This window comes from Paenibacillus sp. GYB004 (assembly GCF_036577605.1).
In the GTDB taxonomy this organism is placed as follows: domain Bacteria; phylum Bacillota; class Bacilli; order Paenibacillales; family NBRC-103111; genus Paenibacillus_AB; species Paenibacillus_AB oceani.
Genome location: NZ_JARBDB010000033.1, coordinates 1 through 25,283 on the forward strand (window position 1 = coordinate 1; position 25,283 = coordinate 25,283).

General features: G+C 51.3%; 23 protein-coding genes and 1 pseudogene. 9 read left to right on the top strand and 15 right to left on the bottom strand.

What is annotated here, in order from left to right; all coding sequences use genetic code 11:
- Window positions 1-1,117 precede the first annotated feature (1,117 nt).
- Window positions 1,118-1,924 carry an SGNH/GDSL hydrolase family protein gene (locus PV433_RS14100; RefSeq protein ID WP_332072725.1) on the top strand — a complete coding sequence of 269 codons (807 nt, stop codon included), beginning with the start codon at window positions 1,118-1,120 and terminating at the stop codon, window positions 1,922-1,924.
- A 238-nt stretch (window positions 1,925-2,162) separates the two neighbouring features.
- Here PV433_RS14100 and PV433_RS14105 read toward each other — a convergent pair whose 3' ends face one another.
- Together PV433_RS14105 and PV433_RS14110 are read right to left on the bottom strand one after the other, a co-directional pair.
- Entirely contained in the window at window positions 2,163-3,284 is a 1,122-nt protein-coding gene (locus tag PV433_RS14105) for a mandelate racemase/muconate lactonizing enzyme family protein (protein ID WP_332072726.1), read from the bottom strand.
- Between the two features lie 17 nt (window positions 3,285-3,301).
- Window positions 3,302-4,231, bottom strand: coding sequence for an SDR family NAD(P)-dependent oxidoreductase (locus PV433_RS14110; protein ID WP_332072727.1), 930 nt, complete (start codon window positions 4,229-4,231; stop codon window positions 3,302-3,304).
- A gap of 188 nt (window positions 4,232-4,419) precedes the next feature.
- On the opposite strand from PV433_RS14110, the gene PV433_RS14115 reads away from it, so the two are divergent.
- From PV433_RS14115 to PV433_RS14140, 6 genes are all read left to right on the top strand, one after another.
- Complete coding sequence (locus PV433_RS14115; protein ID WP_332072728.1) at window positions 4,420-5,076, top strand: GntR family transcriptional regulator; 657 nt, start codon at window positions 4,420-4,422, stop codon at window positions 5,074-5,076.
- Window positions 5,077-5,428: 352 nt separating this feature from the next.
- A complete protein-coding gene (locus PV433_RS14120) occupies window positions 5,429-6,760 on the top strand; it encodes an ABC transporter substrate-binding protein (protein ID WP_332072729.1) in 1,332 nt (443 codons plus the stop codon).
- A gap of 25 nt (window positions 6,761-6,785) precedes the next feature.
- Entirely contained in the window at window positions 6,786-7,547 is a 762-nt protein-coding gene (locus PV433_RS14125) for an amidohydrolase family protein (protein ID WP_332072730.1), read from the top strand.
- Entirely contained in the window at window positions 7,538-8,359 is an 822-nt protein-coding gene (locus PV433_RS14130; RefSeq protein ID WP_332072731.1) for an amidohydrolase family protein, read from the top strand. Before PV433_RS14125 ends, PV433_RS14130 begins: the two co-directional genes overlap by 10 nt.
- Window positions 8,360-8,373: 14 nt before the next feature.
- The gene (locus PV433_RS14135; protein ID WP_332072732.1) at window positions 8,374-10,365 is read left to right on the top strand and encodes a hypothetical protein; all 1,992 of its coding nucleotides are present in this window, start codon (window positions 8,374-8,376) and stop codon (window positions 10,363-10,365) included.
- Between the two features lie 98 nt (window positions 10,366-10,463).
- A complete protein-coding gene (locus PV433_RS14140) occupies window positions 10,464-12,362 on the top strand; it encodes a right-handed parallel beta-helix repeat-containing protein (protein ID WP_332072733.1) in 1,899 nt (632 codons plus the stop codon).
- 108 nt (window positions 12,363-12,470) lie between these two features.
- On the opposite strand, the gene PV433_RS14145 is transcribed toward PV433_RS14140, so the two are convergent.
- The 8 genes from PV433_RS14145 to PV433_RS14180 all read right to left on the bottom strand — a co-directional run bounded on the left by PV433_RS14145 (window position 12,471) and on the right by PV433_RS14180 (window position 17,550).
- A complete protein-coding gene (locus PV433_RS14145; RefSeq protein WP_332072734.1) occupies window positions 12,471-13,415 on the bottom strand; it encodes a GNAT family N-acetyltransferase in 945 nt (314 codons plus the stop codon).
- Window positions 13,416-13,628: 213 nt separating this feature from the next.
- A complete protein-coding gene (locus tag PV433_RS14150) occupies window positions 13,629-14,426 on the bottom strand; it encodes a DUF2935 domain-containing protein (protein ID WP_332072735.1) in 798 nt (265 codons plus the stop codon).
- A gap of 136 nt (window positions 14,427-14,562) precedes the next feature.
- Complete coding sequence (locus tag PV433_RS14155; RefSeq protein ID WP_332072736.1) at window positions 14,563-15,219, bottom strand: GAP family protein; 657 nt, start codon at window positions 15,217-15,219, stop codon at window positions 14,563-14,565.
- Complete coding sequence (locus tag PV433_RS14160) at window positions 15,209-15,988, bottom strand: MerR family transcriptional regulator (protein ID WP_332072737.1); 780 nt, start codon at window positions 15,986-15,988, stop codon at window positions 15,209-15,211. Before PV433_RS14160 ends, PV433_RS14155 begins: the two co-directional genes overlap by 11 nt.
- A 28-nt stretch (window positions 15,989-16,016) precedes the next feature.
- The gene (locus PV433_RS14165) at window positions 16,017-16,157 is read right to left on the bottom strand and encodes a hypothetical protein (protein WP_332072738.1); all 141 of its coding nucleotides are present in this window, start codon (window positions 16,155-16,157) and stop codon (window positions 16,017-16,019) included.
- A gap of 188 nt (window positions 16,158-16,345) precedes the next feature.
- Window positions 16,346-16,846, bottom strand: a complete 501-nt coding sequence (locus tag PV433_RS14170) for an SRPBCC family protein (RefSeq protein WP_332072739.1) — start codon at window positions 16,844-16,846, stop codon at window positions 16,346-16,348.
- Window positions 16,836-17,189 carry an ArsR/SmtB family transcription factor gene (locus PV433_RS14175; protein WP_332072740.1) on the bottom strand — a complete coding sequence of 118 codons (354 nt, stop codon included), beginning with the start codon at window positions 17,187-17,189 and terminating at the stop codon, window positions 16,836-16,838. The genes PV433_RS14170 and PV433_RS14175 overlap by 11 nt, the downstream gene beginning before the upstream one ends.
- Before the next feature lie 25 nt (window positions 17,190-17,214).
- Window positions 17,215-17,550, bottom strand: a complete 336-nt coding sequence (locus PV433_RS14180; RefSeq protein ID WP_332072741.1) for a DUF1801 domain-containing protein — start codon at window positions 17,548-17,550, stop codon at window positions 17,215-17,217.
- A 247-nt stretch (window positions 17,551-17,797) separates the two neighbouring features.
- Here PV433_RS14180 and PV433_RS14185 point away from each other — a divergent pair.
- A pseudogene (locus tag PV433_RS14185) lies at window positions 17,798-18,943 on the top strand (flavin monoamine oxidase family protein).
- 93 nt (window positions 18,944-19,036) lie between these two features.
- On the opposite strand, the gene PV433_RS14190 reads toward PV433_RS14185, so the two are convergent.
- The 3 genes from PV433_RS14190 to PV433_RS14200 all read right to left on the bottom strand — a co-directional run bounded on the left by PV433_RS14190 (window position 19,037) and on the right by PV433_RS14200 (window position 21,950).
- Window positions 19,037-19,504, bottom strand: a complete 468-nt coding sequence (locus tag PV433_RS14190) for a hypothetical protein (protein ID WP_332072742.1) — start codon at window positions 19,502-19,504, stop codon at window positions 19,037-19,039.
- Window positions 19,505-19,739: 235 nt separating this feature from the next.
- Entirely contained in the window at window positions 19,740-20,621 is an 882-nt protein-coding gene (locus tag PV433_RS14195) for a sugar phosphate isomerase/epimerase family protein (protein ID WP_332072743.1), read from the bottom strand.
- Window positions 20,622-20,636: 15 nt separating this feature from the next.
- Window positions 20,637-21,950: an ABC transporter substrate-binding protein gene (locus PV433_RS14200; protein ID WP_332072744.1), complete on the bottom strand. Its 1,314-nt coding sequence runs from the start codon at window positions 21,948-21,950 to the stop codon at window positions 20,637-20,639.
- 227 nt (window positions 21,951-22,177) lie between these two features.
- Between PV433_RS14200 and PV433_RS14205 the strand changes: the two genes are divergently transcribed.
- Window positions 22,178-22,996: an AraC family transcriptional regulator gene (locus PV433_RS14205; RefSeq protein ID WP_332072746.1), complete on the top strand. Its 819-nt coding sequence runs from the start codon at window positions 22,178-22,180 to the stop codon at window positions 22,994-22,996.
- A gap of 135 nt (window positions 22,997-23,131) precedes the next feature.
- Here the strand turns inward: PV433_RS14205 and PV433_RS14210 are convergent, their stop codons facing one another.
- On the bottom strand, window positions 23,132-23,713 hold the full coding sequence (locus tag PV433_RS14210; RefSeq protein ID WP_332072747.1) for a histidine phosphatase family protein: 582 nt from the start codon (window positions 23,711-23,713) through the stop codon (window positions 23,132-23,134).
- A gap of 53 nt (window positions 23,714-23,766) precedes the next feature.
- Complete coding sequence (locus PV433_RS14215) at window positions 23,767-25,239, bottom strand: hypothetical protein (protein ID WP_332072748.1); 1,473 nt, start codon at window positions 25,237-25,239, stop codon at window positions 23,767-23,769.
- Window positions 25,240-25,283 lie beyond the last annotated feature (44 nt).

The window sequence follows — 25,283 nt, forward strand, 5'->3', positions numbered from 1 at the left end:
AATAGAAGTCTTTGGCACCTCCTATTTTCGGCCTTTTCGAGAAACTGGGCCAAATAAAGGCGGTTGCACCCCTTGTTTCAACCAACTCGCACGGTCTGCACCCTTATCGCGAATATTAGCCGCTTCAAACCGCTCTTATTTCCCCCTCCAGACAGGTTTTGAACAAAATAACGGCTCCAAACAAGACTGTCGATTCATTGTGTAGAAGTGTTAGCAAGACCGTTCCAAGTGAAAAGTTACCTTCTTCTGCTCAAACAGGTTGTCCGGAATCCCTTGATTGAATAAGGATGGTAAGGTAGGGGATTCCAGACAAAACTCGCCAGAAGGTAATCTTTTCCCTTTCCACTTGGTTGTCCACATTGAATCGTCAGCCTCACAAACCGCTCCTATCCGGTTCCTTCCGGCCGCATGTAAGCAGGGCTAACGCCGAATAGCCGCGAAAAAAGGGGTAACGTCACTTGCTTACTCGATAAGACAAACCGTTCGGACGGTCCTTTGACGTGCAAACCCCTACGTTTGTACGTTGGAAGGGAATCGTTACCATCGCTCCATCTGCTCGCCCTCAGTCGTGTTGTCTTCATGCTGTGGTATGGCTAACGAACCCAGCATTCGTTATCAGAGCTGAATGCGGACGTTTGAATTTGTAACGAACTCTTGTGTTGTTATTCCCGCAAATCGGATCGTTTTTTTCCACTTTCGGTTCGATAACGATCCCCGGATTCGTTACGTCTGGAATAACGTCGTTTTTCAGCCATAAGCACGATCCAATTCGTTTGTCATTGGACCTGAGTCTACGTTCTCTACAACCAAGGAAGGCCTCCCCTCCCTTCACTTGGTAAAGAACTTAAACTTTCTGGCGTGTATCGATAAGACAAACTGTCTGGGAACATCATCCCGGGCGGTTTTTTGACGTGCAGCTCATACGATACGTCGTGCCGGGAAGGAAAGCTTCCACGTAACGCGCTTGACGTACGGTATCGGCCGCCCTGCCCTGATGCCTCCATTAATCGGCCTTCCTCTGTCAAACGCGAATCAAAATTAATAATTGTCTATTGTCAACAGTTGAGTTTATAATAGAACGAGGAACTACACTACCTTCCACTGAGGAGTTGAAGCTGTGAAACTAGCGAATGTGAACATCGATGCAGCCGAATCATTGATCGTATTTATCGGCGATTCCCACACGGTAGGACAAGGGGCAACGGATACAGGCGATGACCGGGTCCGTGGACTTCCCGCTCCTCCAGGCGTTACGGACAGGTTTCATCAACGCGATCCCTCTTCCGGCGTATGGGTCGATCAATTCGCAAGGCATATGAGAAGCAAGACGGGGATCGGAATGCATCAGTTTGTGAACGCCGGCAGAGGCAATCATACGATCAGGGATTACCTTGGCGAACCGGTAACGATCGGGGCAGGAGGAGTGGGCGACAAAGACCATACGGATCATTTAGCCGAGGTTCTGGAGTTGAATCCGACCTTGATCATCCTGCAGCCGATGATTATTAACGACTGGTTCCATGGCATGCCCCTCCCGGATACGAAAAGTGCCTTTACCCGGATGATCGGACGTATTCAATCGGCCCAAGTCGGTCTGGTTGTGATCGGCCCCGCTCCAATCATCACGTTGTCGGCCCCTTTCGATTATGCGGACAACGACGAATATGCGGCCAAGCCGCCGTTTAAGGACGATTTGTGGGGTTATGGCCGATATAGCGATTATTATGACGTCATCCGGTCAGTGTGTGCAGAACGGGACATTTCCTTTATCCATACATATGAGTACTTCTTATACCGCTACAAAAGGGAAGACCATCGCAATTGGACGATCGGCGAAAGCGCGGGAAGAATCCACGTGAACCAGCATGGCCACGATCTTTACTTGGAAGCGCTCCTCCAAGCGTTAGACAGCACGAATGGATAATCTTGAAGGTTCCGTTCAATCGGAAAAACAAGGCATGTACCTGCCGAAAGCTCTTCGGCGAGTATATGCCTTGATTGTTTGCTGCGGCCGCCGTCTCCGCCCCCGGGGAAGCGGAAGAACCTGCGCTCCGTCCGATAACGGCGCACGCTCCGTCGCGGGACACGTTCCTTGGAAAACGTGCCGGCCAACTACGTGCAGACGTCCTATAGAAGATAGTTCGTTCAACCTGTCTGGCAAGTCACCCGACTCTGTATTTGTTCAGGACGTCTTCGTTGATTTCAATGCCCAGACCCGGGCGGTCGACCGGAACGGTCACGTAGCCGTCTTTGAATTCGATCTCCCGTTGTACCAGCTCCCGCGCCAAGGGAGATTCGGATACGGTATATTCGATCATAAACCCGTTCGGTATCGATGCCGCGAAATGCGTGCTGGCCGCCACTAGGATGCCGCTTTTGAAGGCGTGGGGTACAACCTTTTTATGCCGGTCGTAAGCCATATAGGCAATCCGCTTGCCTTCGGTCAACCCTCCGACCCGGGCCAGATCGGGCTGGACAATATCCAGCTGCGCCTCATCCAGCAGCCGCCCGAACGCCGCTCTTCCGCTTTCCTGCTCCCCGCCGGCTATCGAGAGGTTCGTTCGGCGCGCCAGCTCCCGATAACCGGCTATATCGCCCGGATGGAGCGGCTCCTCCAGCCAAAACACGTTGTACTTCTCATAGATGTCCGCCATCCGCAGGGCGCCCTTCAAATCCCACGCCAATCCCGCGTCAATCATAATATCCACATCGTCGCCTACCGCTGAACGAATCGCCTGAATTTGCGCTTCATCGAATTTCGCATCGCGACCGATCGGTCCCCAGCCGAACTTGACAGCTTTGTACCCCAGCTTCGCATACTGATCTGCCAAACGTGCCGCTTCCTGGACCGTACCTGGCATCAGGGCGCTCGCGTACGCTTTGAGCTTCCGGTTGAAGACGCCTCCCAGCATTTCGCATACCGGCCGGTTCATCGCTTGGCCCATAATATCCCACAGCGCGATATCGACCCCGCTCATCGCATGAAGCGCGGGACCGGTACGGCCGAAATAAATCGTGCCGCGATACATGTTATCCCACAGCCGCTCGATCTCGATCGGATTCTCGCCGATCAGCAAGCTGCGAAGCCCTGTCGCTATCGAATGGGAAGGCGGAGCATCCACCACGGCTTTGGCCACAAGCGGAGAGGAATCGACCTCGCCAACGCCGACAATCCCTTCATCCGTATGAACACGAATAACGAGCGTATCCTGGGTGCCGTCGCATTGGTCCGCATTCAGATCGGGTATTTTCAAATAAATCGCTTCCACATTCGTGATTTTCATCCCAACCCAGCCTTTCTTCAAAAAGTAATCGATAAACCGCCGTCTACCGGGATAATCGCCCCCTGGATGTACGACGACTGTTCAGAGGCAAGAAATAGGATGACAGATGCTACCTCGTCAGCCGTACCGGGCCGCGCCAGCGGAATTTTCCTTTGCCGGACGTAGAGCTCCCGGAACGTTTCCGTCTCCAGTTCATTATTCCCGCCCACGACGCTTAACCCCGCGTCGACAAAGCCGGGGGCTACGCCGTTTACGCGTATGCCGTATGGCGACAATTCGAGCGCGGTGCAGCGCGTAAGCTGATCCAGAGCGCCTTTGGCAGCATTGTAATGACTGGATTTATGGAGGGCCCGGCTGCCGTTAATCGAGGAAACGTTTACAATAGCCCCGCCTCCTCCGGCCAATCGCATCGCCTCGGCTGCATAACGGGTACAGAAATAAGCGCCGCTTACGATAACATCGAACACCTGGCGCCACCGCTCCGTCGTCTCCAGCAAATAATCGCTCTCGAAAAAGATCGCGGCATTGTTAACGAGGACGTCGATGCGGCCATAGCGCTCCACCGTTTGCTCCATCAGCAGGCGAACGTCCGCTTCCCGGGATACGTCGGTTTGAATGAACGCATGACTCCCTCCCGAGTCGCTCAGCACGTGCAGCACCTTCTGCCCATCGGCTAGAAAAGGCCCGGCTATTACTAGGTTTGCACCTTCGTCGGCGAATTTCTTGGCGGCAGCCAGGCCGATTCCGGTAGCGCCTCCGGTAATGATCACAGTTTTACCCTTAAACCGTTCCAGGTGGAACACCTGCCTTTCAGCTGTCTGTTTCGTTGCTTGCTTGCGATCACCGCCTGATCTCCCCGTTGCCTGAACTTGGCCGGCGTATCCCGCATCCTCTTTCCGCATCATCCGGATGCGCGCCGATTGTCCGCCCATGTATGTACCAATCATCCTCTCCCCCATACAGAATCTTTGGCCCGATCCTTAGCTCCATCATACGATCCGCACAATTGTATTGTCAACAATCAACTATTGATTGATTTCTGTTGAATTTTCTGCGGATTACGCTATACTAGGGAGGTAACATAAATTTGCTGTATAAGTTTTAGCGAGCTTATATCGCTTCCGGGAGAACAGGAATGAGTAAATTTCAATTTAAAAGCCAGGAAAACTTATCTCTCCGCCAAAAGGTAGCGGCAGACATACGCAACGCCATCATTCAGGGCAGCTTAAAGCCCGGGGAGAAGCTCAAGGAGCAGGAAATATCCGAGCAGATGGGCATCAGCCGCGGTCCGATCCGCGAAGCACTGCGCGATTTGGAAGCAATGGGACTGGTTACGTGTCTTCCTTACAAAGAAACCGTAGTCGCGGACGTGACGAAAGAAGAAATCGTCGATTTGCTAATCCCGATACGTCTCCGGTTGGAGCTGTATTCGATCAAATACAGGCTGGATCAGTTTGACGACGGTTTCTTCAGCGCGCTGAACGAGAATATCGCCCGAATGGACCAGTTCGCGGCCGACAACGATATTGCCGGGCTCGTGGAGGAAGATATTATATTCCACGAACGGATTCTTTTATGGACGGAGTCCACGTACACCCAGCAAATATGGTCGGGGATCGTCAACCGGCTGCGGCTCCATTTTATGAAAAACACCCGTCATTTTCCGGACTTGTCCCGGGTACCGGACGATCACCGTACGCTGGTCGACGCGCTGCGGACGAAAGATTTCGGCCGGATTACCGCCGCCTGGGAGAAGCATATCCAGGACGAAGATTGTATGCTTTATTTGTAAGGAGTAAGTCAGAGTATCGCTATCCTTCATAAGTGTCATTGAGACCGTTCCTCGCTTCCTTGCATGCAGAGACGGTCTTTTTGGGCTTTTCATCAATCGGGACGGCTTGTCAAGCAAGCACATCCATCTTTCTGTACGATCCGGTATAGCCGCAAATATAATCAACAATAATTTGTTGACAATTGACATTCGCCATACTACTATTGGATTGAAATGAAGCGCAGCCTTTTCGGAAGGGGGAAGCCCGTTTCACCATGACGTTTAGCTTGGAGCTTGAATTCGAAAGGGTAAGGGTGTCGGAAGTAAACCGTGTCGGGAAGTTAAGCCTGCTTGATCGAGAAGGAGGAAGAGTATGATCATTCGTGTACGAAGTGTTCTCATGTTCCTTGTTGCCGCCGTTTTTCTAATTGTAACCGCTTGCTCCGGGCAATCGCCCAACCCGAAGACAACACAGCCGTTGACACCATCAGAGAAGGAACATGTAAAAACCCCGGCGATCGACAAACCTACCAAGCTAGTCGTGTACCACCAGTGGGGAATGACGACTGAAGGATTTATGAACCTGTACGGAAAATATGTAACCAAGAAATACCCGAACCTCTCCTTTGAGGTGATCGGTACATCGGCCGGCTCGTTGGAGCAATTGGTGGCGAGCAATACGAACGTTGATTTTATTTTCCACACGGAGCTTAATTTGAACAGTATGATCAGCTTGGGCATCTCGACCGATTTATCCGATCTGATCAAAACGTACAAGTATGATATGGAGAAGTGGGATCCGTCCGTCACCAAGTATATGAGGGAATTTAACGACGGCAAAATCCCCGCCATACCGCTTTCGCTTCAAACGTTAGCTTTTTACTATAACAAAGATCTGTTCTCCAAATTCGGAGTGCCTTTCCCGAAAGACAATATGACATGGGACGATGTGCGCGACATGTCGCTGAAATTAACCCGCAACGATGCAGGCACGATGTACTGGGGATACGATACCCAAAATGTCGGAACCAAAATGTTGGTTAACCCGCTCTCCATGCCTATTGTCGATCCCAAAACCGATCGCTCGGCCTTCGAAACCGATAGATGGAAAAATTATATAACCCAAATGATCACGCCGGCCCGGATTGCCGGGGTAACGCCTGCGGAAGGCAGCAAACTGGATATGTTCATAAAGGGTCAACGGCTCGCTATGACATCAACCATGAACAGCAATTTTACAATGTTTGCCCATAGTCCCGGTCTGAATTGGGACGTAGCGAACTATCCGACTTTGAAGGAAGCGCCGGGCGTCGGACCGCAGCCGGAAATTGTTATGCTGTACATCCCGTCCACCAGCAAAAACCGGGAAGCCGCTTTTCTGGCCGCCGCAGAGCTGTCGTCCCCCGAGGTGCAGCGGGAGCTGTCGATGGACGGACAGCAGTCGGTGCTGCGCGACTCTGCCATACGCGATGTTTTCGGAGCGAGACTGTCGGAGCTGAACGGCAAAAATGCCAAAGCGCTCGTTCCGGCCAAGCTTGCCGAAAAAATGCCTTACAGCAAATATGTAACTATCGGTTCGGGAGCGCTTACAACCGCTTACAACGAGGTAGCCGATGGCAAGAAAGATATCAACACCGCATTGCGCGACGCCGCCGAGGTAACCAATAAAAAAATCGAGGAACAAAAAAGCATGACAGGCAAGTAACTATCGCCGAAGGAGACTATTCATTATGCGTAAAATCGATGTCAACTGCATGATCGGGAACAGCGTCAGCCAAGAATATGCGATCAACACGGAACAACAATTTCTCGAAGCGCTGGACTATTTCCGGATCGATCAAGCCATTGCCTACCACGCAACGGCACGGCGTATGAATCCGATTATCGGCAATGAGCGGCTTCTGGCCTTAGCCCGAACGTCCGATCAAATCATCCCTTGCTTCATCCTGTCCCCGCATTATAAGTACGATATGGGCTGGAACGCTCTGGAACTGCTGCTGCAGGAGCAGCAAATCAAATTCGCCAAAATATTCCCGAAGGAGCAAGGCTTCACCTTGCACGGCTCGCATACGCGCGAGCTGTTCGATATCGCCGCGCGCAACAACATCCATATGCTGATCGATCAATCCGAAATCGTCGACGCATCGGGGACAGAGCTTGAATGCTTCGAAGCTTTATTGCGCAATTATCCGACCGTTACGGTCATCTTAACCTCGATCCGTCATCGCCGGAAAATGGTGATGTACAGCTACTTCGAGCAATATCCGAATTTTTACACCGAGTTTTCGGTCTATGACAATTGGCTGGCTTACGAAGAAGCGGTGCGGTTGTTCGGCTCCCACAACCTATTGTGGGGGTCCAACATGCCGATCAACATGCCCGGCGCAGCCATCACGATGCTGACCTATGCCCAAATCGATTCGAACGATAAGGAAAATATCGCTTTCCGTAATGCCAACAGACTGATTGGGGGAGAACTTCCATGCAGCTAAAAGATTATGCCGAAAACGGCCTTGCCTTAACCGGCATCCCTGTCATCGATATCCACTGCCACCTCGGCTCTCCCGCCGACCCGTTAGTGCCGTTTCGCAGCGAAGCGGAGCAAGTCGTTCCCTTCATCCAGACGATGGAGCGTGTAGGCGTCGATTACGCGGTCATCTCGATGCTTCGCGGACTTTACTCGGATGAACTGGAAGCGAATCTGGACTTGGCGAAAATTATGGAAGATCACCGGCAAATTTTAGGATGGGTGACTTATATTCCTTGGCTTCAACAAAAAAGTTTGCAAATCGCCGATACGTGTTTCACCGGCTCCGATCGTTTTGTCGGCATGAAAATTCATCCGGATATTAATCGATACCCGATGAACGGCCCTCTCTACACACCATGCTGGGAGTATGCCGACTCGAAAGGATTGCTGGTGCTTGTCCACACATGGTCGACCGGCCCTTACTCGAACCCCGCCATGCTGCGAAATATCGCGGAGACGTATAAAAACGCAACCATCCTGATCGGTCACTCCGGCGGGATCGGTGCTGGCATTCCTACAGCTATTGAACTGGCCAACAAGTACGACAATTTGTACCTGGATCTCACCGGTGCCTTTATATACTCCACGAAAACATTAGACTATTTTGCCGAGCAGGCCGATCCCGAGAAGCTCCTCTTTTCCAGCGATGCAACCTTTAACGATCTGACTTGGGAAATCGGTAATATTTTGTACGCCTGTATTTCCGACGATGCGAAAGAGAAAATTTTGGGCCTCAATGCCAAAAGGCTGTTGAGCCGGTATATCGGATCGTAAGAGGAGGACTACGCATGTTTTCATTTCGTCTGTACGACGTTTTCGATTTGACCGATTCCCGGTTCGAGCAGCTGCTGGATTTCTTCCGCAAGTATGAAGGAGCGGCCGACGCCCTCACCTTTTTCACCACTTCCACTCACGCCCCGATTCCTTTAGAAGCGGCCAAGGAACGGGTTGCCGTGCTGAAGCTGAGGATGCAGGAGGCTCGACGCCGAGGTTTCCGCGCAGGCATCAACGTGATGACGACACTCGGGCATCACAACGAACATTTGCCCCACTCGCTTGCCGGCCCCTATACCCGCATGACGGGTATCGAGGGTGACGTATGCCAAGGCTCCTTTTGCCCGAACGACGAGCGGATGCGGGAGTACGTCCGGGAGCTGTACCGGCTCGTCGCGCTCGCTGAGCCCGAATACATATGGCTCGATGACGATATCCGCCTGGCGAACCATAGACCGGTCGGGCAAGGCTGTTTTTGCGACACGTGTCTGGAACGGTTCGGCGTCCGGACCTGTGCGACCTATACGAGAGAACAGTTAAAGCGGCAATTCAACGAAGGCCCCGAAGCGGATAAATTGGCGATTCGCCGGCAGTGGCTGCAGCATAACCGCGACACGCTGAACCGGCTGCTGCAGCTCATCGAGCAGACCGTGCACGAAATCCGTCCGGACATGCCGATCGGCTTCATGAGCGGTGACCGTTTTTATGAGGGGTACGATTTCCCCGGTATGGAGCGCACTCTTTCCGATAACGGCGAAACGGCCGTCATGTGGCGGCCCGGAGGCGGATTTTATTGGGACGAACGTCCGGCCGAACTCACCGCGAAATCGCATGCCATCGGCAGGCAAGTCTCTTTATTGCCGGACCGGGTCACTGACATCCAGAGCGAGATCGAGAATTTTCCGTATCAGCGGATTCGCAAAAGCGACCGATTAACTGCGGTGGAAGCGGCATGCCATATCGCGGCGGGCTGTACGGGAGCAGCGTATAACGTGTTGTCCTTAACAGGCGGCGAGCCCTATGATGACGAATACGGTCCTCTGCTGCGTCAGCTGCAGAAGAACCGCCCCTTCTACGATTTGCTTGTCGGCAAGCTGGGGCGCTCGAAGCCTGCCGGCCTGCACACGGGATGGAACATGGACAGCTTTGCCGTTCAACGGTTATCAGGGAATTGGTTCGAAGGTTATATCGGCCATATTACCGGACACCATGCGTTGGAACTGTTCGAGCTGGGTCTGCCTCCGGCTTATTCCGAATCGGCTGCGGTTGTCTCCTTATTGGCCGGGGAAAGCGTCCGGGCGATGAGCGACAAGCAGATTGAACAGCTTTTGCAAAACGGCGTCTATATGGACGGCCAGGCGCTGGAGCAGCTATGCGCGATGGGATACGGCGAGGAGGTCGGGTTTCGGGTCGAGTCGTCCGTCCGCGAAGATTGTATCGAGCAGTTCACGGATCATCCGCTAAACGGGGCGGCGGCAGGCCGCAAACGAAATTGCCGGCAGTCGTTCTGGAACGTCCCTGCCGCTCATCTTGTGCAGACGCAGCCCGGAGCCGCCGCTTTAAGCCGGATTGTGAATTACGCCAATGAGGAAGTAAGCCTGTGCGGGAGCGGGATTTTCGAGAACAAGCTCGGAGGGCGGATAGCCGTGGCAGGTTATTATCCGTGGACGATGCTGCACAATCAGGCCAAATCGATACAGCTGAGGCGGCTGATGCGCTGGTTATCGAAAGACCGGCTGCCTGCGTACATCGCTTCGTTCCATAAGTGCAATCTGTGGGTGAGAGAGATGGCGGACGGCCGTTATGGCATTGTTCTGTTAAATTCCAGCATGGATCAAGCGGACGATCTGGCGCTGAATATCAAGACAACTTCAGACCGGATTCGGATCACGGATATGCAGTGCAGCGACACCATCGTAAGTGCAAGCTCTTCTAACGGCGGCTACAGCTCCTTCCTCATTCCGCCTGTTGGCAATTGGGATGTTCGGTTTATTGAGCTGGTGTGAGCGCGCAATCTTACTTTCCACGATGACATGTCGAGCTATATTAGCGGCTATAATTACCAACTTTTATAACATCTTATATCAGGAGGTAGTGCTACTGTATGGAACAAAACTATCAAGCTGGGAAAGAGCAAGGACGAACTTCGGAATTAGGGCGGCTCAGCAGGCGCAAGCTGCTGGCTTCGCTTGGTTTGGCAGGCGCCGGTCTGGCTTTGACCGGCAGCCGCTTGGGCGGGGGTTCTGTTCACGCTCTTGATAATGAGGGTCTGGTTGCTGTTACAACTCTAAGTCAGCTGAGAGGCTTGACCTCTCCGGATTCAGACGTTATCTATTATGTTGCAGACTCGGGAAAGGAAGGTCATTTTTACTATGATCCGACCGATCTCAGTTCGCCCGATAATACCGGGACCGTCCTGGTTTCAACATCGGGGGCGCGATTCAAGCGGATTCATGACGGAATCCTGAATGTGCAATGGTTTGGCGCTGCGGGAGACGGAGTGACGGATGATACGGCTGTTTTCTCCAAAGCATTTGCGGCCGGTCAAACGATCCTCATCCCCGCAACCGGAAGTTCATACCGCCTGTCCAAATTTCAAGGGATACCGGGGCAAAAAGTAATTGGCGTCAATCACCCGCAGCTTGATTTATTTTATCCGTCCAGCGGCAGTGTCGTGTTAGTGGGCTTCGCTGACGATTCCGTTTACGAGAATCTCCATTTTAATTGTGTGGAGACGAGCCTGGAATGGAACCGCTGTGAATTGACCAATCGAAAAAACATAGTGATTCGCCAATGCACGATCCAAGGTTTTCGCCATAATAGCACCGCTCCAAACGCATGGGGTCTGTATATGAAAAACTCCAAAAATATATGGATTGAAAATTGTGCCTTTCATAATAATACGCAGGCAGACATTGCCATCTTGGAGGGAAGCGAGAATATTACGATTCTCGGCCCCCGGGCGCTGGTCGATTCCTTGCATCTGAATTTGGAGCCGAATGATTCGTCGGCGCCTTTGAAACGGATTTATGTGAACGGCGGACACTTTACCCACCTCTCCATATCCGAAAACGCCTACGTCGGCAATTCCATCGTTAGCTGCAAAATTGAAAACGCAACTATCAACAGCCTGATGTACCACGGCGGAAGCGTTGAATTCAGCAACACGAAAATTAACGGTTTCGAATCACGCGAAGCTAACTTTGCCTCCTATCCGGATACGAGAGTTACCTTTGCCAGTCCGATCGAGTTTCATCAAAGCGTCTCGATTGGTGCAAATTTGCTTGAAGATCCGCACCTGACGAGCGTCAGCCGGAACGGTTTATCCAGCTGGAAGCTTTATTATTCGCCCTTATCCAGTCATCATTTCGAGCGGATCGAGGATCGGGACGGCCGGGCGATTCAACTCAATCCCGACAAGGCGGCAGGCGTCGTTTTTCTGAATTCGCGCAATCGTGTAACCCTGCGGGACGACAGGAAATATATACTCGCTATTACGAGCAAAGCGGAGTATCCTCTGGCAGGGGCCAACTTCATCTCGATTCAAGCAGGCATTCGTTATTTTGATGCGGCGTCGGTTTTGATCAAACAATATTTCGTGTCCGTCAACCGGGCTCTCCCGGGGCAATCGACCGATATGACGAGACGGATCGCGATTCTGACCCCGCCGCCCGGTGCCGTCAGCGCCGAGATTTTGCTGATGAATTCGTCCAGCACTTCGCCGGGTACACATACGATTTCCTGCGTGAGCTTTCATGAGCTGGCCATGAACGCCCACCAAAGCGGCGATACCCGAGAACTCGACCATCTGCATCAAAAAAGAAACGGCCCGCTGACGGGCATAACCGCCCAGGTTCCTCAAGCCTCGAACTACTACGTGAATTATAGGCAAGGAGATCTATTCTACAACGCGGACCCCGCTGCCAGCGGGACGATCGGATGGGTCTGCACCGCTTCGGGCACACCCGGGGTGTGGAAGGGTTTTGGGAAAATAGAGGACTGATGCAGGAGATACGCCGCCCCTCGGCCATCCTGGCTGACAAATCCGAAAAACCGGCCGGAACTATTCCCGGCCGGTTCCTGCTTTACATCCTTGCGGCTTCCTTACAGTCTATTTCATCATCATCAGGTATTGTTCATAGTTTGTAATAAACCCGGCTGCCTCGTGCAGACGGACAACCTCGGGGTTCGACATCGACAAGTCGGAGGTTTTATAGGTAACGGCAGGATCGAAAGGTCCATAGGCCTCAGCCAGCAACATTCGGAATACGGCCTCTCTGTCTACGCAAGCTGCACTCAACTCGCATTGCTTGAGTACAACGGACTTCAGCTCGCCGCCCGCTCCATAAGCACGATTAAACAAGGCATAGCCGATTTCCTTGCCTTCCGGATCGAACGCTGTAACGGATTGCCCTGCCTTCATATTGTGCCACATGCACCACCAAGCCGCCTCGGATCGGTAGAAAGGCAGTTTGGATACCGCCGACGGAGCGCCATGAACAAGGCGAATACCGTCGAGACCGTCCGGACGGTCAAAAAATGCTGCTCCCGTCCCTGCGCACGTCATCCCAATTAAGCGGTCTGCTATTTCAAAGCCTCCTTTTTGATAGGCTCTGATCGCATGCTCGTTCTTGGCGACCACCTCCAGGAAAGCGTGATCCGCTTCCTGCTCCCGGATCACCTTGCCCGCTTCCAGCATCATCGCTTTCGCAATCCCTTTGCCGCGATACTCCGGGAATACGCCCGTTCCGCCGTTCCAGACGAGCTTCTTGCCGTCCGCCTGCTTTACTGCGATGAATACGAATCCAACCGGTTTATCGCCCGCGAAGCATACGACCGACAACTCCGGCCGTATTCCCTCCGTTCCGAACCCGTCCAGCATCCGGTCCAGCTCGCCTGGAACAGGAACGCCCGTCGGCGCCGGCGGACGCGCAAACCCGGGATAATGAATCGCCATTTCGGCGTGATATCCTTCGAAGCCTCGCTTCCTCAGTTCCAATGCCTGCTCGAACGTGCATTGATGCAGTCTTCCCAATCGCAGCTCGTTATTGTCCATTATCGTATACCTGCTTTCCCCAAACGTCGTATTCTGTCATCGTCGCCGGATGACTTCCCCCAGAAAAGTATACTCCCTTAACCCGCTCGAGACCAGATAATTCGGCAGCTGCAGCTCCGGAAAAAAGCAAAAGGAATCCATTGCAAAAGAAAAAAGGGAGCTTGCTTTCGCTCCCCCCGATACAATAAATCCGGCTTGCCTATGCCGACTGGTTTATGCCTCCACTCTTGGTTTGGCCGGGTCGCATTTCGGATCGGGCACCAAACCTAAAGTTGCGAGTTTCATTAAGTAATAACATTCTTCCCGCATCATATGATCGGGCATAAGGGGAGCGATTCGGTCAAGTACTTCGGCTGACAATTCCATTTCCTCGAGTTCACGGAGAAAGGATACAAACAGCTTCATTTCGAGATCGATATCCGTATGGAACCTGCGAAATGCCGGAAAGTCTCGTAACTGCGTCCGCATATAGCCGGCCATTTCAATACTTTTCATGTAAAATTGCTGGAAATGCACCTCGAACTTTTGACTTTTCTCTATCAAACGTTTTTCTACGAAGTCCAAGTTGCTTGCTATTGCTGCAGCGTGACCCACTGCATCCGATAACCAGAGCATATCGTGATGCAGGGCATCGAATCGGGGTACCGCATCCCCTGCAGCCAGTGCATTCAAGATTCGCAAATATTCCTCCAGTTCATTCACCATATGATTGATAAAAGTTGGCGTGAATCCGATCGTAACTTGACCGAGAAGCAGCTTCTGCAGAAGATTTAATTTGAATAACCGCAACTGACTAGTCAATGGAAGAGCCTGTTGAGTCAAAGTATGAATGTCTGCATTACTCGCAGCGGTTCGCGAAAGTTCCAGCAGGCGGTCAAACGATTGAATAAAATGGTGTGCGGCTTGAATATCTTCCGATTCTTTGGGGGAGAGCGCATTATAAATAAAACGACTATGATCTCCGAGAATTTGCAGCCAAAAACGATGTTCGAACAGCGCTGCCTGGGCCAAACATGGGTCCCTCCTTGCGACGCATTTTAACGATAAAGAGTATGAGTAAACTCCCCAATTTATTACGCAATTCAAGAGCCGGCCCGGCCCGTTCGCCGACTGCGTCAACTTTAGTAATTGTTTCAATTAATACTCTTCACAAATAATCTAAACTATTAAAAATCAAAATCAGCCCAACGATACACATTACCCATGATATAGCCGATCCAGAATGCTTGGAAAGCTTGATTTGAAGCCTTTCTAGCGGTCTTTGCATCAATCGCCCTAATAATACATGCAAGGTAAAAACAATCAAGGGCGGCAGCACCATAATGAAATTATAACCAACTAAGATCGGAAGCCACTGAAAAACGGCTAAATTTGAGGTAGCCATAAGACCAATTGCAGCAAAATACGGAAATGCCGCTCCCGCTTCAATTAAAAATGTCGTGAACCCGAGCACAATCATCGATGTTTGAGTTTTTGACTTCGGTCTTGGCAAATCCTTCTTTTTACTCTTAGGGTAGTAAAAACTAGCTATAAATAGAATTACCCCAATGATGAGCATGAGCCAGCTCATGGTCCGATTTTGAAAGATGGAAGCGAATCCATCCATAAACATATCCATTCCTGCCATGAAAGCAAGACCAACTAGAAAATAAGACACTGCGACTGTCGCTAAATAAACCATCAACCGTGAACTTAAACGCTCTTTTTCAGTTATCAGTAAATATACGGTTACCCCCAATATTGTAGGGCTTAGCATATCTAATAAGGCTAATCCGCCTACCATTAAAAGAAGTTCATAGCTCACGATTCTCCTCCTTGCTCGAAGGAATAGTCCCGTTGGAAGCTATGTAAATGTCAAATGCCCGTTCCAAAAAATCAAGAACTTCCTTTTCAATAGGATAAAGTCCGAGTCTCTCCGATTGCTGCGGAGATTTCCTCAAATTCCATAGTTTAGCCAAAAACTCGTCTTCATCTTTGAATTTTTCCGATTGCTTTTCCGTCATACGCCGTATGATGTTTTGCACTCTTGTTGAAGCCGGATCATCATTCGTATATCTTTTTATTTGGCCTATCAAAGCGATCCACTCCAGAGAATCGGGGTCTTCTCCATTCATTTTGGGCAGCTTATTCCAAAGCTCCAGTTCCTTATCATTAAACACGTTCTCCTTCAATGTCGGCCATCTTTTTTTATTTTGATTCGATAACTTAATAAGCTTCTGTATCGCAATCCGATCGTTCCCGTCTTCGACTGCGATCCCATTTATCAATTCACGCAGAGACGACTCTATGCTCTTTAATCTTTGCTGCTCTTCAAGAATATAGGCGTACTGGCTTTTCAGACTAACCAACCAATTCCAATTCGGGTCGGATAACATGCCTTTAATTTCCAGCAATTTGTAGCCCATTCCTTTGAAAAATTGGATAAACTGAAGCTTCCTCAGCTCCTCTTCCGAATATAAGCGATGCCCCCCTTCCGTCTTGGATGGAGCTGTCAATAATCCGATTTGATCATAATACCGGAGTGTTCTGACAGTAATGTTTGTTTGTTTGGCAACGTCTTTGATATGAATCAAGTACAGACACCTCCGACGATAAAAACTGTTAGTTTTTAAATAAAGCATATTTGATTAAATATCCCGCACCTAGTCCGACTAATACGCCAGGCAATGCTTGATCCAACATTAGTCCGATTCCTGCTCCTATTATGACGCAGGCATAAATCACGATATCCTCTTGTTTCATATCCGTAATATCCCCTTTATTATATAGGTGACCGCAATCACGTAGAGTTGCATGATTAGCTTGATTATACAAAATGACGTAACGTCACTTTCAAGTGTTTTTAACAATTGTCCCCCTATACCGGGCGTAAATGAAAAAAAAGCCGCGAATATTGGCCCGCGGCTTTCGTTCCATCATATATATCGGCCTTACTGTTGACTGGCCAGGTAATTGTCGAGTTGCTCGAACGTGCCTTCAAACCCTTGAGCAACCATCGGCGACATGGCATCAAACGCAGCCTGCTCTTCATCGGACGCATGAAGCGGTCCGCCTTGCAGTGTCAGCAAAGTCTTTCCATCTCTTTCTTCGAGTGACAGGATGTTCAGAATTTCTAACGGCCAGTTCGGATTAAACGGAGCGCGAACGGTATTTCCCGCCTCATCGGAAAAGGATTGCACCCAAACGAGTTTTTCCGGCGGCTGGACTTCCCGATAAACGAACTTGCCCCACATGGCGTGCTGCCCGTCCGGGGACTTCTGGCAGCCGAGGAACATGCCGCCCGGCCGTACGTCCATCTTGGCCACTTCCAGCAAAAATCCTTTGGGTCCCCACCAGTTGCCGAAATGCTCAGGTTCGGTCCATACCTTATACACCAGTTCGCGCGGTGCATGGAATTCCCGTTTCAACAAAAGGCCTTTTTCACTGCTCATCGTTTCTCCTCCTTGGTTTTCGGGGCTCAACCTGATTTTTCAAATGGATAAGGTAATCGGATAAACGGTCGAACTGCTTATCCCACATATCGCGATACGATTCCAGCCATTTGTCGATTTCCATCAGCGGCTCCGGGCGTAATCGATAGATTCGCCGATTGGCGTCCACCCGTACTTCCACAAGCCCTGCTTCACTCAAGATTTTCAGATGTTTGGACGCCTGGGGCTGACGAAGATTCAGCCGATCCGCTATTTCGCCAACTGTTAGCGGTCCTTCACGCAACAGTTCAATAATCTGCAATCGGTTGGGTTCTGCAAGCGCACTCAAAGTGTTGATATCCATGGGCGCCCCTCCCGATGATAAGCCGTTACAAAGTGCTGGAGGCTTGCTTCAGAAGCCCGGACAGCAAAACAAGATCCGGCGTGTCGCCTTCCCGCAACTTGATCCATTTCCGTTCGGCAGGTCCATCAAATCCTTTCGGAAAGTCGATACCATTCGCGTTCATGATCATAAACGCAATTGCATCTTTGGAAGGTGAAATTACGGCTGCATAATGTCCGTTTTTGAGAAAATGCGGCTTCTTGTACTGAATACGTTCCTCAGCTTCCGGAATCGTCTCTTGAACCATGTCCCGTAAGGTCGAACTAATGTCGGCTTGCCATTTCGGTAATTTCTCAATGTAGGCAGTAACTTCCTGATTCATTCTGATATTCCCTCCAATCCGGATTGTGCATTGCTACGCACACAATATACCACATAGGGCATATTCCTGTAAAGGAATATTGATGATAAATTTTTCCTCCATACAGGTTGGAAAATAATCGCTCGGCTGCAACCGGATTCCGCTATGCTGCTGTTATCATGACGAAGATGCCGGCCCCTGTAGCTAACATATCCAGCCAAACCTTTGAATAATATGGTTTAAAAGTAACTTCTTAAAGGGAGCAGATATGGCTAAAACCTCTTCAGCCTCTCTATCTAAGATGCTTTCTACCATTAGAAACCGGTTGCCCAAAACTTCATCCCCTAAACAGATCGTGATTGTTGGCGCGGGCATGGCGGGACTGGTGTCGGCCTCCTTGCTTAAAGACGCAGGGCATCAGGTGACGATCCTTGAAGCATCAGACAGGGTTGGAGGCCGTGTCTTTACGCTTCGTTCTCCTTTTTGCAATGACCAGTATTTTGAAGCAGGGGCTATGCGCATTCCGAGTACCCATGAATTAACGTTAGAATACATCTCGAAGTTTCGTCTGCCCCTGAACGAGTTTATAAACACGACATCCAATGATTGGATCATGGTGAATGGAGCAAAATGATTTTATTCTCTTTACCCCTACTACCCGGTTTTATGAAATATCGGGCGGTTTTGACCGACTGCCTCGTTCTTCCTTCCACAATTAAAAGATCATATATATTTCAATACTAGGATGACGAAAATTGCACAGAACCCTAATCAGGTTACGATTTCGGGCGTACAGACTCATTCTGCAGAGCTGTTCCAGATCACCGCAGACCTCGCCATCATTACCTTTCCGTTTCCTGTTCTTCAATTAATTAAAGTAGATCCTCCCGACATGTTCTCCTATCATAAATGGAGTGCAATTCGCCAGCTCCATTATGTCTCCTCGACAAAAATAGGCATCCAATTTTCTCGAAGGTTTTGGGAAGAAAACGGATTGTACGCCGGTCAGACGGTTACAGACTTGCCTATTCGTTTATCCTATTACCCCAGTCACAAATTTGTCGGACCAGACGGTGTAGTTTTGGCAAGTTATACGTGGGAGGACGATGCGCTGCCTTGGATTCATATGTCGCAGGAAGAACAAGTACAGAAGGCTTTAAAGGTTATGGCCGCGATACACGGCAACGTCGTGTACAAAACGTTTGTCGCTGGAGCGGCGCATAATTGGGTACTGCACCCCTATGCAGCAGGTGCTTTCACCATGTTTAAACTTTTTCAGGAAAAGGAGCTTGCCCCGTACATTGCATCGCCAGAGGGAAGAGCGCATTTCGCCGGAGAACATGCTTCCGACTATCATGGTTGGATTCAAGGAGCGACACGATCCGTTATTCGTGTGGCCTATGAGATCCATTAGGCGAGTTGGAGCATACTTGAAGTCTCGCGTTCACATTCATTGTTGGAATGTTTGAAGGGGGATCTGTGCATTCCCTGGATATTGGGCGTCACTTTATACTGTACCAGACGAATCCGTTCCGTCCGGGCCATCGACAAGATCGACCAAGCCGATTCCAATGATGGTGACCGCCGCTGCCTTCCCCATCTTCTTTGCGCCTTCTTTAAGTAAATCCTTATCGTTTTCTTTGATGCCTGTCATCATGTCTTTCCCGCTTCCGACCACATATTCGATCCCATGGCTGACGCCTGCAACGGTTGTAGCTGCAGCATCACCCAACTCGTCGAGTCCTGTCTTCGCTTGCTGCCGATCCGCCGTTAACAAGCCTGCGCCAACATCCCAGACGCCGCTCGCTGCTTGCCCAGCAAGCTCACCCGTCTTAGCCGTTACTCTTTCTACATCATTACCGATCTCTTTAATATAATTGCTATTTACAAGCTCGCCGGCAACACGCACAGTCCCTCCAAGCACCAGACCTGTCACATCCCCCGCCAGCTTTCCAAACCCTTTAAGAAAATCCATCTGAAACACCCCTGTCTATTCAAATTATTCTTCTGCCAGTTGTTGACGCACTTTGTTTTGATTTTATTATATAGCGTTCCTTTATGTACCAAATCAGACCAGCGCCCTTATCTGAACTGGACTTTGGTCGGGATCGCCTTGTAATAAAAAAAAGCCGCTGAATGAATCGGCGGCTTTTCGCTTTTATTTTTGTATGCTAGTATCGGTTTCCTTTGCTTGGACGTTGACTCTGCCTTTACGGCTGTGCAAGTGTCAGGCAATACTGGGCGATGTCGTACCCGATCTTCGCCAGAGGGTCTTTGAGGGACTCGGGCAGGCGGCCAAATTCTTTATGCGTTTCATAAGTAAAATCGCCCTCGTAACCGATCTCGGCAAGCACCGGCAAGACGGAATGCCAGTCGACGCTGCCGTGGAACGGAAACATATGCTCATCCGATTTGCCGTAATTGTCGTTGATATGCGTCGCCTTCAGCCGCTTGCCAAGCGTGCGCAGCGCCGGGCGCTGATCCTTGTACAGGAAGTTTCCGTGCCCGAAGTCCCAGCACGCGCCGATCTGTGAATCGCCCCAGACGTCGATTAAGGCGGCGAGCTCGGCGGCATGGCTGGCAAACCGTCTTTTGGACGTCTCTCGTTCAATCATATTTTCAAAGGCGATCCCGACATTGTGCTTGACGGCCAGCTCGACGATCGGCGAGAAATGCTCCACATTGTCCTTGATACAGGCATCGGCGTCCAAGGCCGTCGACTCCCGGTCTTCGTGAGGGTGCACGACCGCCCATTTGACACCAAGAATCGAGCTGGCGATGATGGATCGGCGCATCATTTCATCATATACCTCCAGACGTTCAGCCGGCTGATGATTCACATGTCCGGGTAAAAACACGGGGTGCGACTGGCTGAACTCGACGCCCAGCAGCTCGGCTTCTTCCCGGAGCTCGTGCATCAGGGTCTCCCAGTTGTCGCAGACCAGGTCGGTCTGGCCCGTCAGAGCCCGGCAAAAGTTAATATCCAGTACCTCGTACCCGACCGCCTTTAACCTTCTCATCGCTTCCTTGTACGGCGTATACCCTCCCGATAAAGTTTGGCTGAATGTAGCGGTTGTCGTGGAAAGACGCATGCTTCTTCCTCCTTTTTATTTTTGGGTTTCGACCGCTTGATTGATTTCATGATCCAGCTCCCGCAGCACGGTATACGCATCGTCCGAGCGGTTCATGAAATCGGTAAACTTTTTATTGGTCAGCGGTTCCGCAATTTCCCGGTACAAGTATACCGGGTATTTCACCGGGCTGCCTTTCACAATACCGGCCACGTTTTTCCCTTGCAAGGCGGGATCGCCCTGCCCGAACACTTTCTTCACCGCCTCGTTTTTAAGCGGCGATATCCGGCCGGATTTGGAGACGTTCATCTGCACTTCGTCGGATGTGAGTACTTCCATCACCTGAAGCACCTGGTCCATATGTTTGGTTGTCGGAACGGCTCCAATCATATAAACGGTCGAATTCCCGTATATATTCGGCCGATCCGCATAAAACGGATGCTGCACGACATCCCAGTTGAGTCCGTCCTTCTCCGCCTCTTTCAGCTGCGAGAACTTGCTGGTCTCATTCAGCATAGCAATCGTCCGCTCTTTCGTAAACCCGCTTAATCCGTTCATTTTCGAATCTTTCGACGGCTCATTGCCGGGAATCGAATAAATTTGCTTACCGAGCTCAAATACGCGTCTCCAGCTGTCGCTTGAGGTTATCGCTTTCTCATTCTTAGGATCTATATAGACGAGTCCGAGAGGCTGAGCCATTCTCACAATACTCCCGAAATCCCAGCCCCGGTACTGGACGCCGTTTTCGTTTCGCGTTACTTTCCTGGTGAGCTCCAAAGCCTCCTCCATCGTCATGCCGTCCTTCGGATAAGGGACGCCGAATTTATCGAATATATCTTTGTTGTAATACAATGCGTGGAACGCCGTTTCTATCGGCAAGCCATATAATTCGCCTTTATCGGTTACCGCATATTGAATATCGTCCAGATAGTTCGTTTCAAACCGGTTCAAGTCCATTTTGTTATTTTGTAATAGCGGCTTCATATCCATGTTGATGGCCCGATCCTTCAAACCCGGCATATTGCCGTTAAACGAGATGTAGAGATCCGGAACTTCACCGGACACAATGAGCTGGTCGTACGCCTTAAAGTTGCTGGCTTCAAAAAACTCAAACGCAATGTGGGGATACTTCTTCGTGACCGGCTCGATGTACAGCTTCTTGAACTCCTCGTTAATCGGCAAATGCACGGCAAACTTGAGTGTAACAGGTGTCGGATCTGCGGCCTTGGCCGCCGCGGGCTTCGGGGTACCGCCATCGTTCCCGCCCGTTCCTTCCTTGGCGCAACCGGCCAGTGCGACAGCTCCTATAACGGACAGACTCAGCAGCAACTTCATGTTTCTTTTGTTCATTCTAAATGCCTCCCTTTGATAGGTGTGATGTAACAAAGTTTCTCCCTTTGACCACTCCATTGGCATTTAAAGTATAGCAACTCAAGCTGCGAAATCTGTTAACTGGCGGTAAAGATATTGTAAAACCGTATTTTTATTTCATTAGAACAAAAATATAATTACTTGAACATACAGTATTCTGTCATTTATAATATAATTTATTTCAACAAAGGGACTGATGCTCTACCATGGACGCGCAACCTTTATGGGACCGGCAGCTGATGCTGGATTATCAATTTTATTTCGAGCGCAAGGAACAATTTGAAATGCAGGCGGATACGTATCCGGTATGGGTCCTCTTTGCCGTTGAGACGGGAAAGTTCCGGTATCGGATCGATGCGGAAAGTGGGGAAGCCGGCGCGGGTGAGCTGATTTTTTGCCCGCCGGGCAGCACGTTTCATCGCGAGATGGTGTCGCCTCTGAGACTCCACTATATCGGCTTCCAATTCGCCGGAAGCGGACCGGCCGAGGTGAGGCCGATGCTGCCATCCGTCAAATCGCACCCGGCGGACGACAAACGGCTTTTTTCGGACTTCGCCTACTTGCGCAAGCTTCATCTCGCAGGCGATGCCCGCAGCTTCCACCGCAAACAGACGGTACTTAACGATATTTGGCAGCTTGCATGTGAGGATTGGGAGGAAGACAGGCATCTCGAAGATCAGCTGGAGCCTCCTCCCGTATCGGAAGACGAGCTGATGAACCGGGCGACGGAATGGCTCCATCGTCACGCCCATGCCCCGTTCGGCATGAACGACCTTTCCAGCCAGCTCGGACTAAGCCCCGTCCAGTTTACACGCCGGTTCCGGAAAGCGTTCCGCATGACGCCATCGGATTTCGTGCGGACATTGCGCATCCGCAAGGCGGCTGAGCTGCTGCTCGATACCGACATGACGCTGGATCAGATTGCCGGCCGGTGCGGCTATGAGAACGGATTTTATTTAAGCCTTGTATTTGCCAAAAGTATGGGGATGCGGCCTTCCAAATATCGCGAGATGAATCGGGTATAGACGGCCTGTGTGCATCCGCGTAACCAAGCGAAAAAAAGCCGGTCTCATGTCAGGTTGCATGAGGTTCGGCTCTTTCTTCGTCCAAAACGCTTCGACAAGCGGAAGCCAGACTTTTTTCGCATCTGTGCTCCGTCGTCATTTTTGAGGCAAATGCCTGACGCAATCATAAAGCCTATACGCCCACTTCCCGTCGTTACAAACGACCTTCGTAACGGAAGTATTGCGCAAGTCGCCGCCTGTCGATTCGTCCTTCATTAATTCCTTTAACGTCTGCCCAAGGAAATACCCGTGAGTGACGACGAGCACGTTTTGGCCTGCATAACGCGAGGCGATATCCTCGATAAAGCCGATCCCGCGCGCACGCATGGACTCGTGGGATTCCTGGCCCATATCCAGCTCCTTCCAGGCTGCCCCCCATCGCGCTACCCGCTCTTCCTCCGTCGTGTCGGCGATTTTCCCTCTGTCCATCTCGCGCAGCCGCGGGTCGAAGCAATCCACCGGCTTGCCGATCGCCGCAGCTATAATCTCCGCTGTTTCCCGGGCTCGTCTCAGATCGCTGGAGATAAAGACGTCCCACTGCTCCTCGGCAAGTCGCCCGGCCACGAGCTGCGCTTGCGCCCTTCCTTCCGCATTAAGCGGGTTCGGCGTATGTCCTTGCGCTCTCTTCTCCAGATTGTGATCGGTCACGCCGTGTCTGACGAAAGTGATTACAGCCATCCTGGTTCTGTCCCCCCGCTATCGTAATAAGTCGCTTAAGCTCCAAGCCGGCTTCAGGCTCGGTTTCCGGCAAGGGTGGCCGAAGCCAGGATAGACGAAACTGTCGCCGTCTCGCCCTTTTCCGGATGATAAGCGTAAACGCCTCTCGTATGTTGCGATCTTGGATGACGGCTGTGCAGCGTTATGACCGCCTTGGGCGCAATCCCCTCGATCATGTCGGCGATCGCCTCGGGATGCGCATGCCCTCCGTTGCACAACGAATGGCCTGTAATGCCAAACGTTTTCAAATATTTGGCCACATCGGGATGCTCCAGCTTTACGCTGTAATCAGACTGAATGAAGTGCGATCGCCCCTGCAGATCGCCAAGCGTTTCCAGCTCTATCAGATGGGCAAGATCGGGAAATTTGAAAAAGTACACGTATTGCTGTTTACGCCCGGCCACTTCCTCCAGCGAAATCGTCCTGTAAGGCATCGTTGTCGGGTTCGTCACGGTTGCATCGATCACCCGGATATCCGCGCCGAGAGCCGGATGCCCCTCCAGAATGCGCAGCCCCTCACGATTGGCGGCATGCCAGATCAGGGCATGGGACGCCTCCATCACGATCTCCCGCCCGTTCTTGTTGGCAATGGCCATCAGGTTAGCCATTCGTTCCAGATCGCGGGGCGACATTTGCACATACACGAGTCCCTCCGCTTCACTCACCCTATCGGAGAACCCGGCCAGCAGTTCGTCCTCCGTCAGCTGACGCGGAACTTCGGCGGACGGGTCGGCTGCCAGACGCGTGCCTTCCGTAATCAGCAGGTCGACCTGTCTCTCGCGGCATAACCGGATGAACCGGTCGATCCGCTCCGGATGTTTGCCGTGCCGCCGCCAGTCTCCCGTATATGCGATTTTGTGGACGCCGTCATCGATGAGGATTCCCGCTGAACCCGTCGCATTATGGTCCATCTCGACAACCTGCATCGCAAATTCGCCGAAATCGACGACGCTTAGATCCTCGCATGCCTGAATCTGCGCCGAAGTATCCGGAGAGTGTCCTCCTGCAACCATGCCCCGATACAAGGCATACGCGTCGCGGTTCATATAGACGGGAAGGCCCGGCTTCGCATAAGGAAGAACAGCCATATGGTCCGTATGCATATGCCCGATAAACACGCTGATCCGCCCGTACGAAGGAAACTGCCGATCGCCCCATACCTGGCTCACCTTCTGCATATCCAATCCGCCGAGCTGATCCGGGTCATACAGCTGAACCAGCGGCGCGGTCATCCCGCCCAGCACATATTGCCGCAGCTCCCGGCCGGGCGTCGCTCCTACCGGCTCGTACAGCGTCAACTGCTTCGGGAACAGCAGACTGCTATGCTCTACGCCGAAATCGAACAAAAGCCCCTGATCACCTTTCCCGTAAACAACCTGTACGCCTCCCGACTTTCCTACCCCGCCGAAAAAAGTCAATTGCCCTTCGCGCATAACGCTCTCCTCCTCCGCTCCTTCAGTCTGCTCCGCCATCCGAAACCGCTTCATCGCACATGCTACCGCTCCTCTTTCAAACCATTTCCGCCTGCAAA

Excerpts from the sequence above, each read along its gene's own strand:
- PV433_RS14105 (WP_332072726.1), bottom strand. The coding sequence starts at position 3,284 with ATGAAAATCACGAATGTGGAAGCGATTTATTTGAAAATACCCGATCTG.
- PV433_RS14110 (WP_332072727.1), bottom strand. The coding sequence starts at position 4,231 with ATGATTGGTACATACATGGGCGGACAATCGGCGCGCATCCGGATGATG.
- PV433_RS14115 (WP_332072728.1), top strand. The coding sequence starts at position 4,420 with ATGAGTAAATTTCAATTTAAAAGCCAGGAAAACTTATCTCTCCGCCAA.
- PV433_RS14120 (WP_332072729.1), top strand. The coding sequence starts at position 5,429 with ATGATCATTCGTGTACGAAGTGTTCTCATGTTCCTTGTTGCCGCCGTT.
- PV433_RS14125 (WP_332072730.1), top strand. The coding sequence starts at position 6,786 with ATGCGTAAAATCGATGTCAACTGCATGATCGGGAACAGCGTCAGCCAA.
- PV433_RS14130 (WP_332072731.1), top strand. The coding sequence starts at position 7,538 with ATGCAGCTAAAAGATTATGCCGAAAACGGCCTTGCCTTAACCGGCATC.
- PV433_RS14135 (WP_332072732.1), top strand. The coding sequence starts at position 8,374 with ATGTTTTCATTTCGTCTGTACGACGTTTTCGATTTGACCGATTCCCGG.
- PV433_RS14140 (WP_332072733.1), top strand. The coding sequence starts at position 10,464 with ATGGAACAAAACTATCAAGCTGGGAAAGAGCAAGGACGAACTTCGGAA.
- PV433_RS14145 (WP_332072734.1), bottom strand. The coding sequence starts at position 13,415 with ATGGACAATAACGAGCTGCGATTGGGAAGACTGCATCAATGCACGTTC.
- PV433_RS14165 (WP_332072738.1), bottom strand. The coding sequence starts at position 16,157 with ATGAAACAAGAGGATATCGTGATTTATGCCTGCGTCATAATAGGAGCA.
- PV433_RS14170 (WP_332072739.1), bottom strand. The coding sequence starts at position 16,846 with ATGAGCAGTGAAAAAGGCCTTTTGTTGAAACGGGAATTCCATGCACCG.
- PV433_RS14175 (WP_332072740.1), bottom strand. The coding sequence starts at position 17,189 with ATGGATATCAACACTTTGAGTGCGCTTGCAGAACCCAACCGATTGCAG.
- PV433_RS14180 (WP_332072741.1), bottom strand. The coding sequence starts at position 17,550 with ATGAATCAGGAAGTTACTGCCTACATTGAGAAATTACCGAAATGGCAA.
- PV433_RS14190 (WP_332072742.1), bottom strand. The coding sequence starts at position 19,504 with ATGGATTTTCTTAAAGGGTTTGGAAAGCTGGCGGGGGATGTGACAGGT.
- PV433_RS14195 (WP_332072743.1), bottom strand. The coding sequence starts at position 20,621 with ATGCGTCTTTCCACGACAACCGCTACATTCAGCCAAACTTTATCGGGA.
- PV433_RS14200 (WP_332072744.1), bottom strand. The coding sequence starts at position 21,950 with ATGAACAAAAGAAACATGAAGTTGCTGCTGAGTCTGTCCGTTATAGGA.
- PV433_RS14205 (WP_332072746.1), top strand. The coding sequence starts at position 22,178 with ATGGACGCGCAACCTTTATGGGACCGGCAGCTGATGCTGGATTATCAA.
- PV433_RS14210 (WP_332072747.1), bottom strand. The coding sequence starts at position 23,713 with ATGGCTGTAATCACTTTCGTCAGACACGGCGTGACCGATCACAATCTG.
- PV433_RS14215 (WP_332072748.1), bottom strand. The coding sequence starts at position 25,239 with ATGAAGCGGTTTCGGATGGCGGAGCAGACTGAAGGAGCGGAGGAGGAG.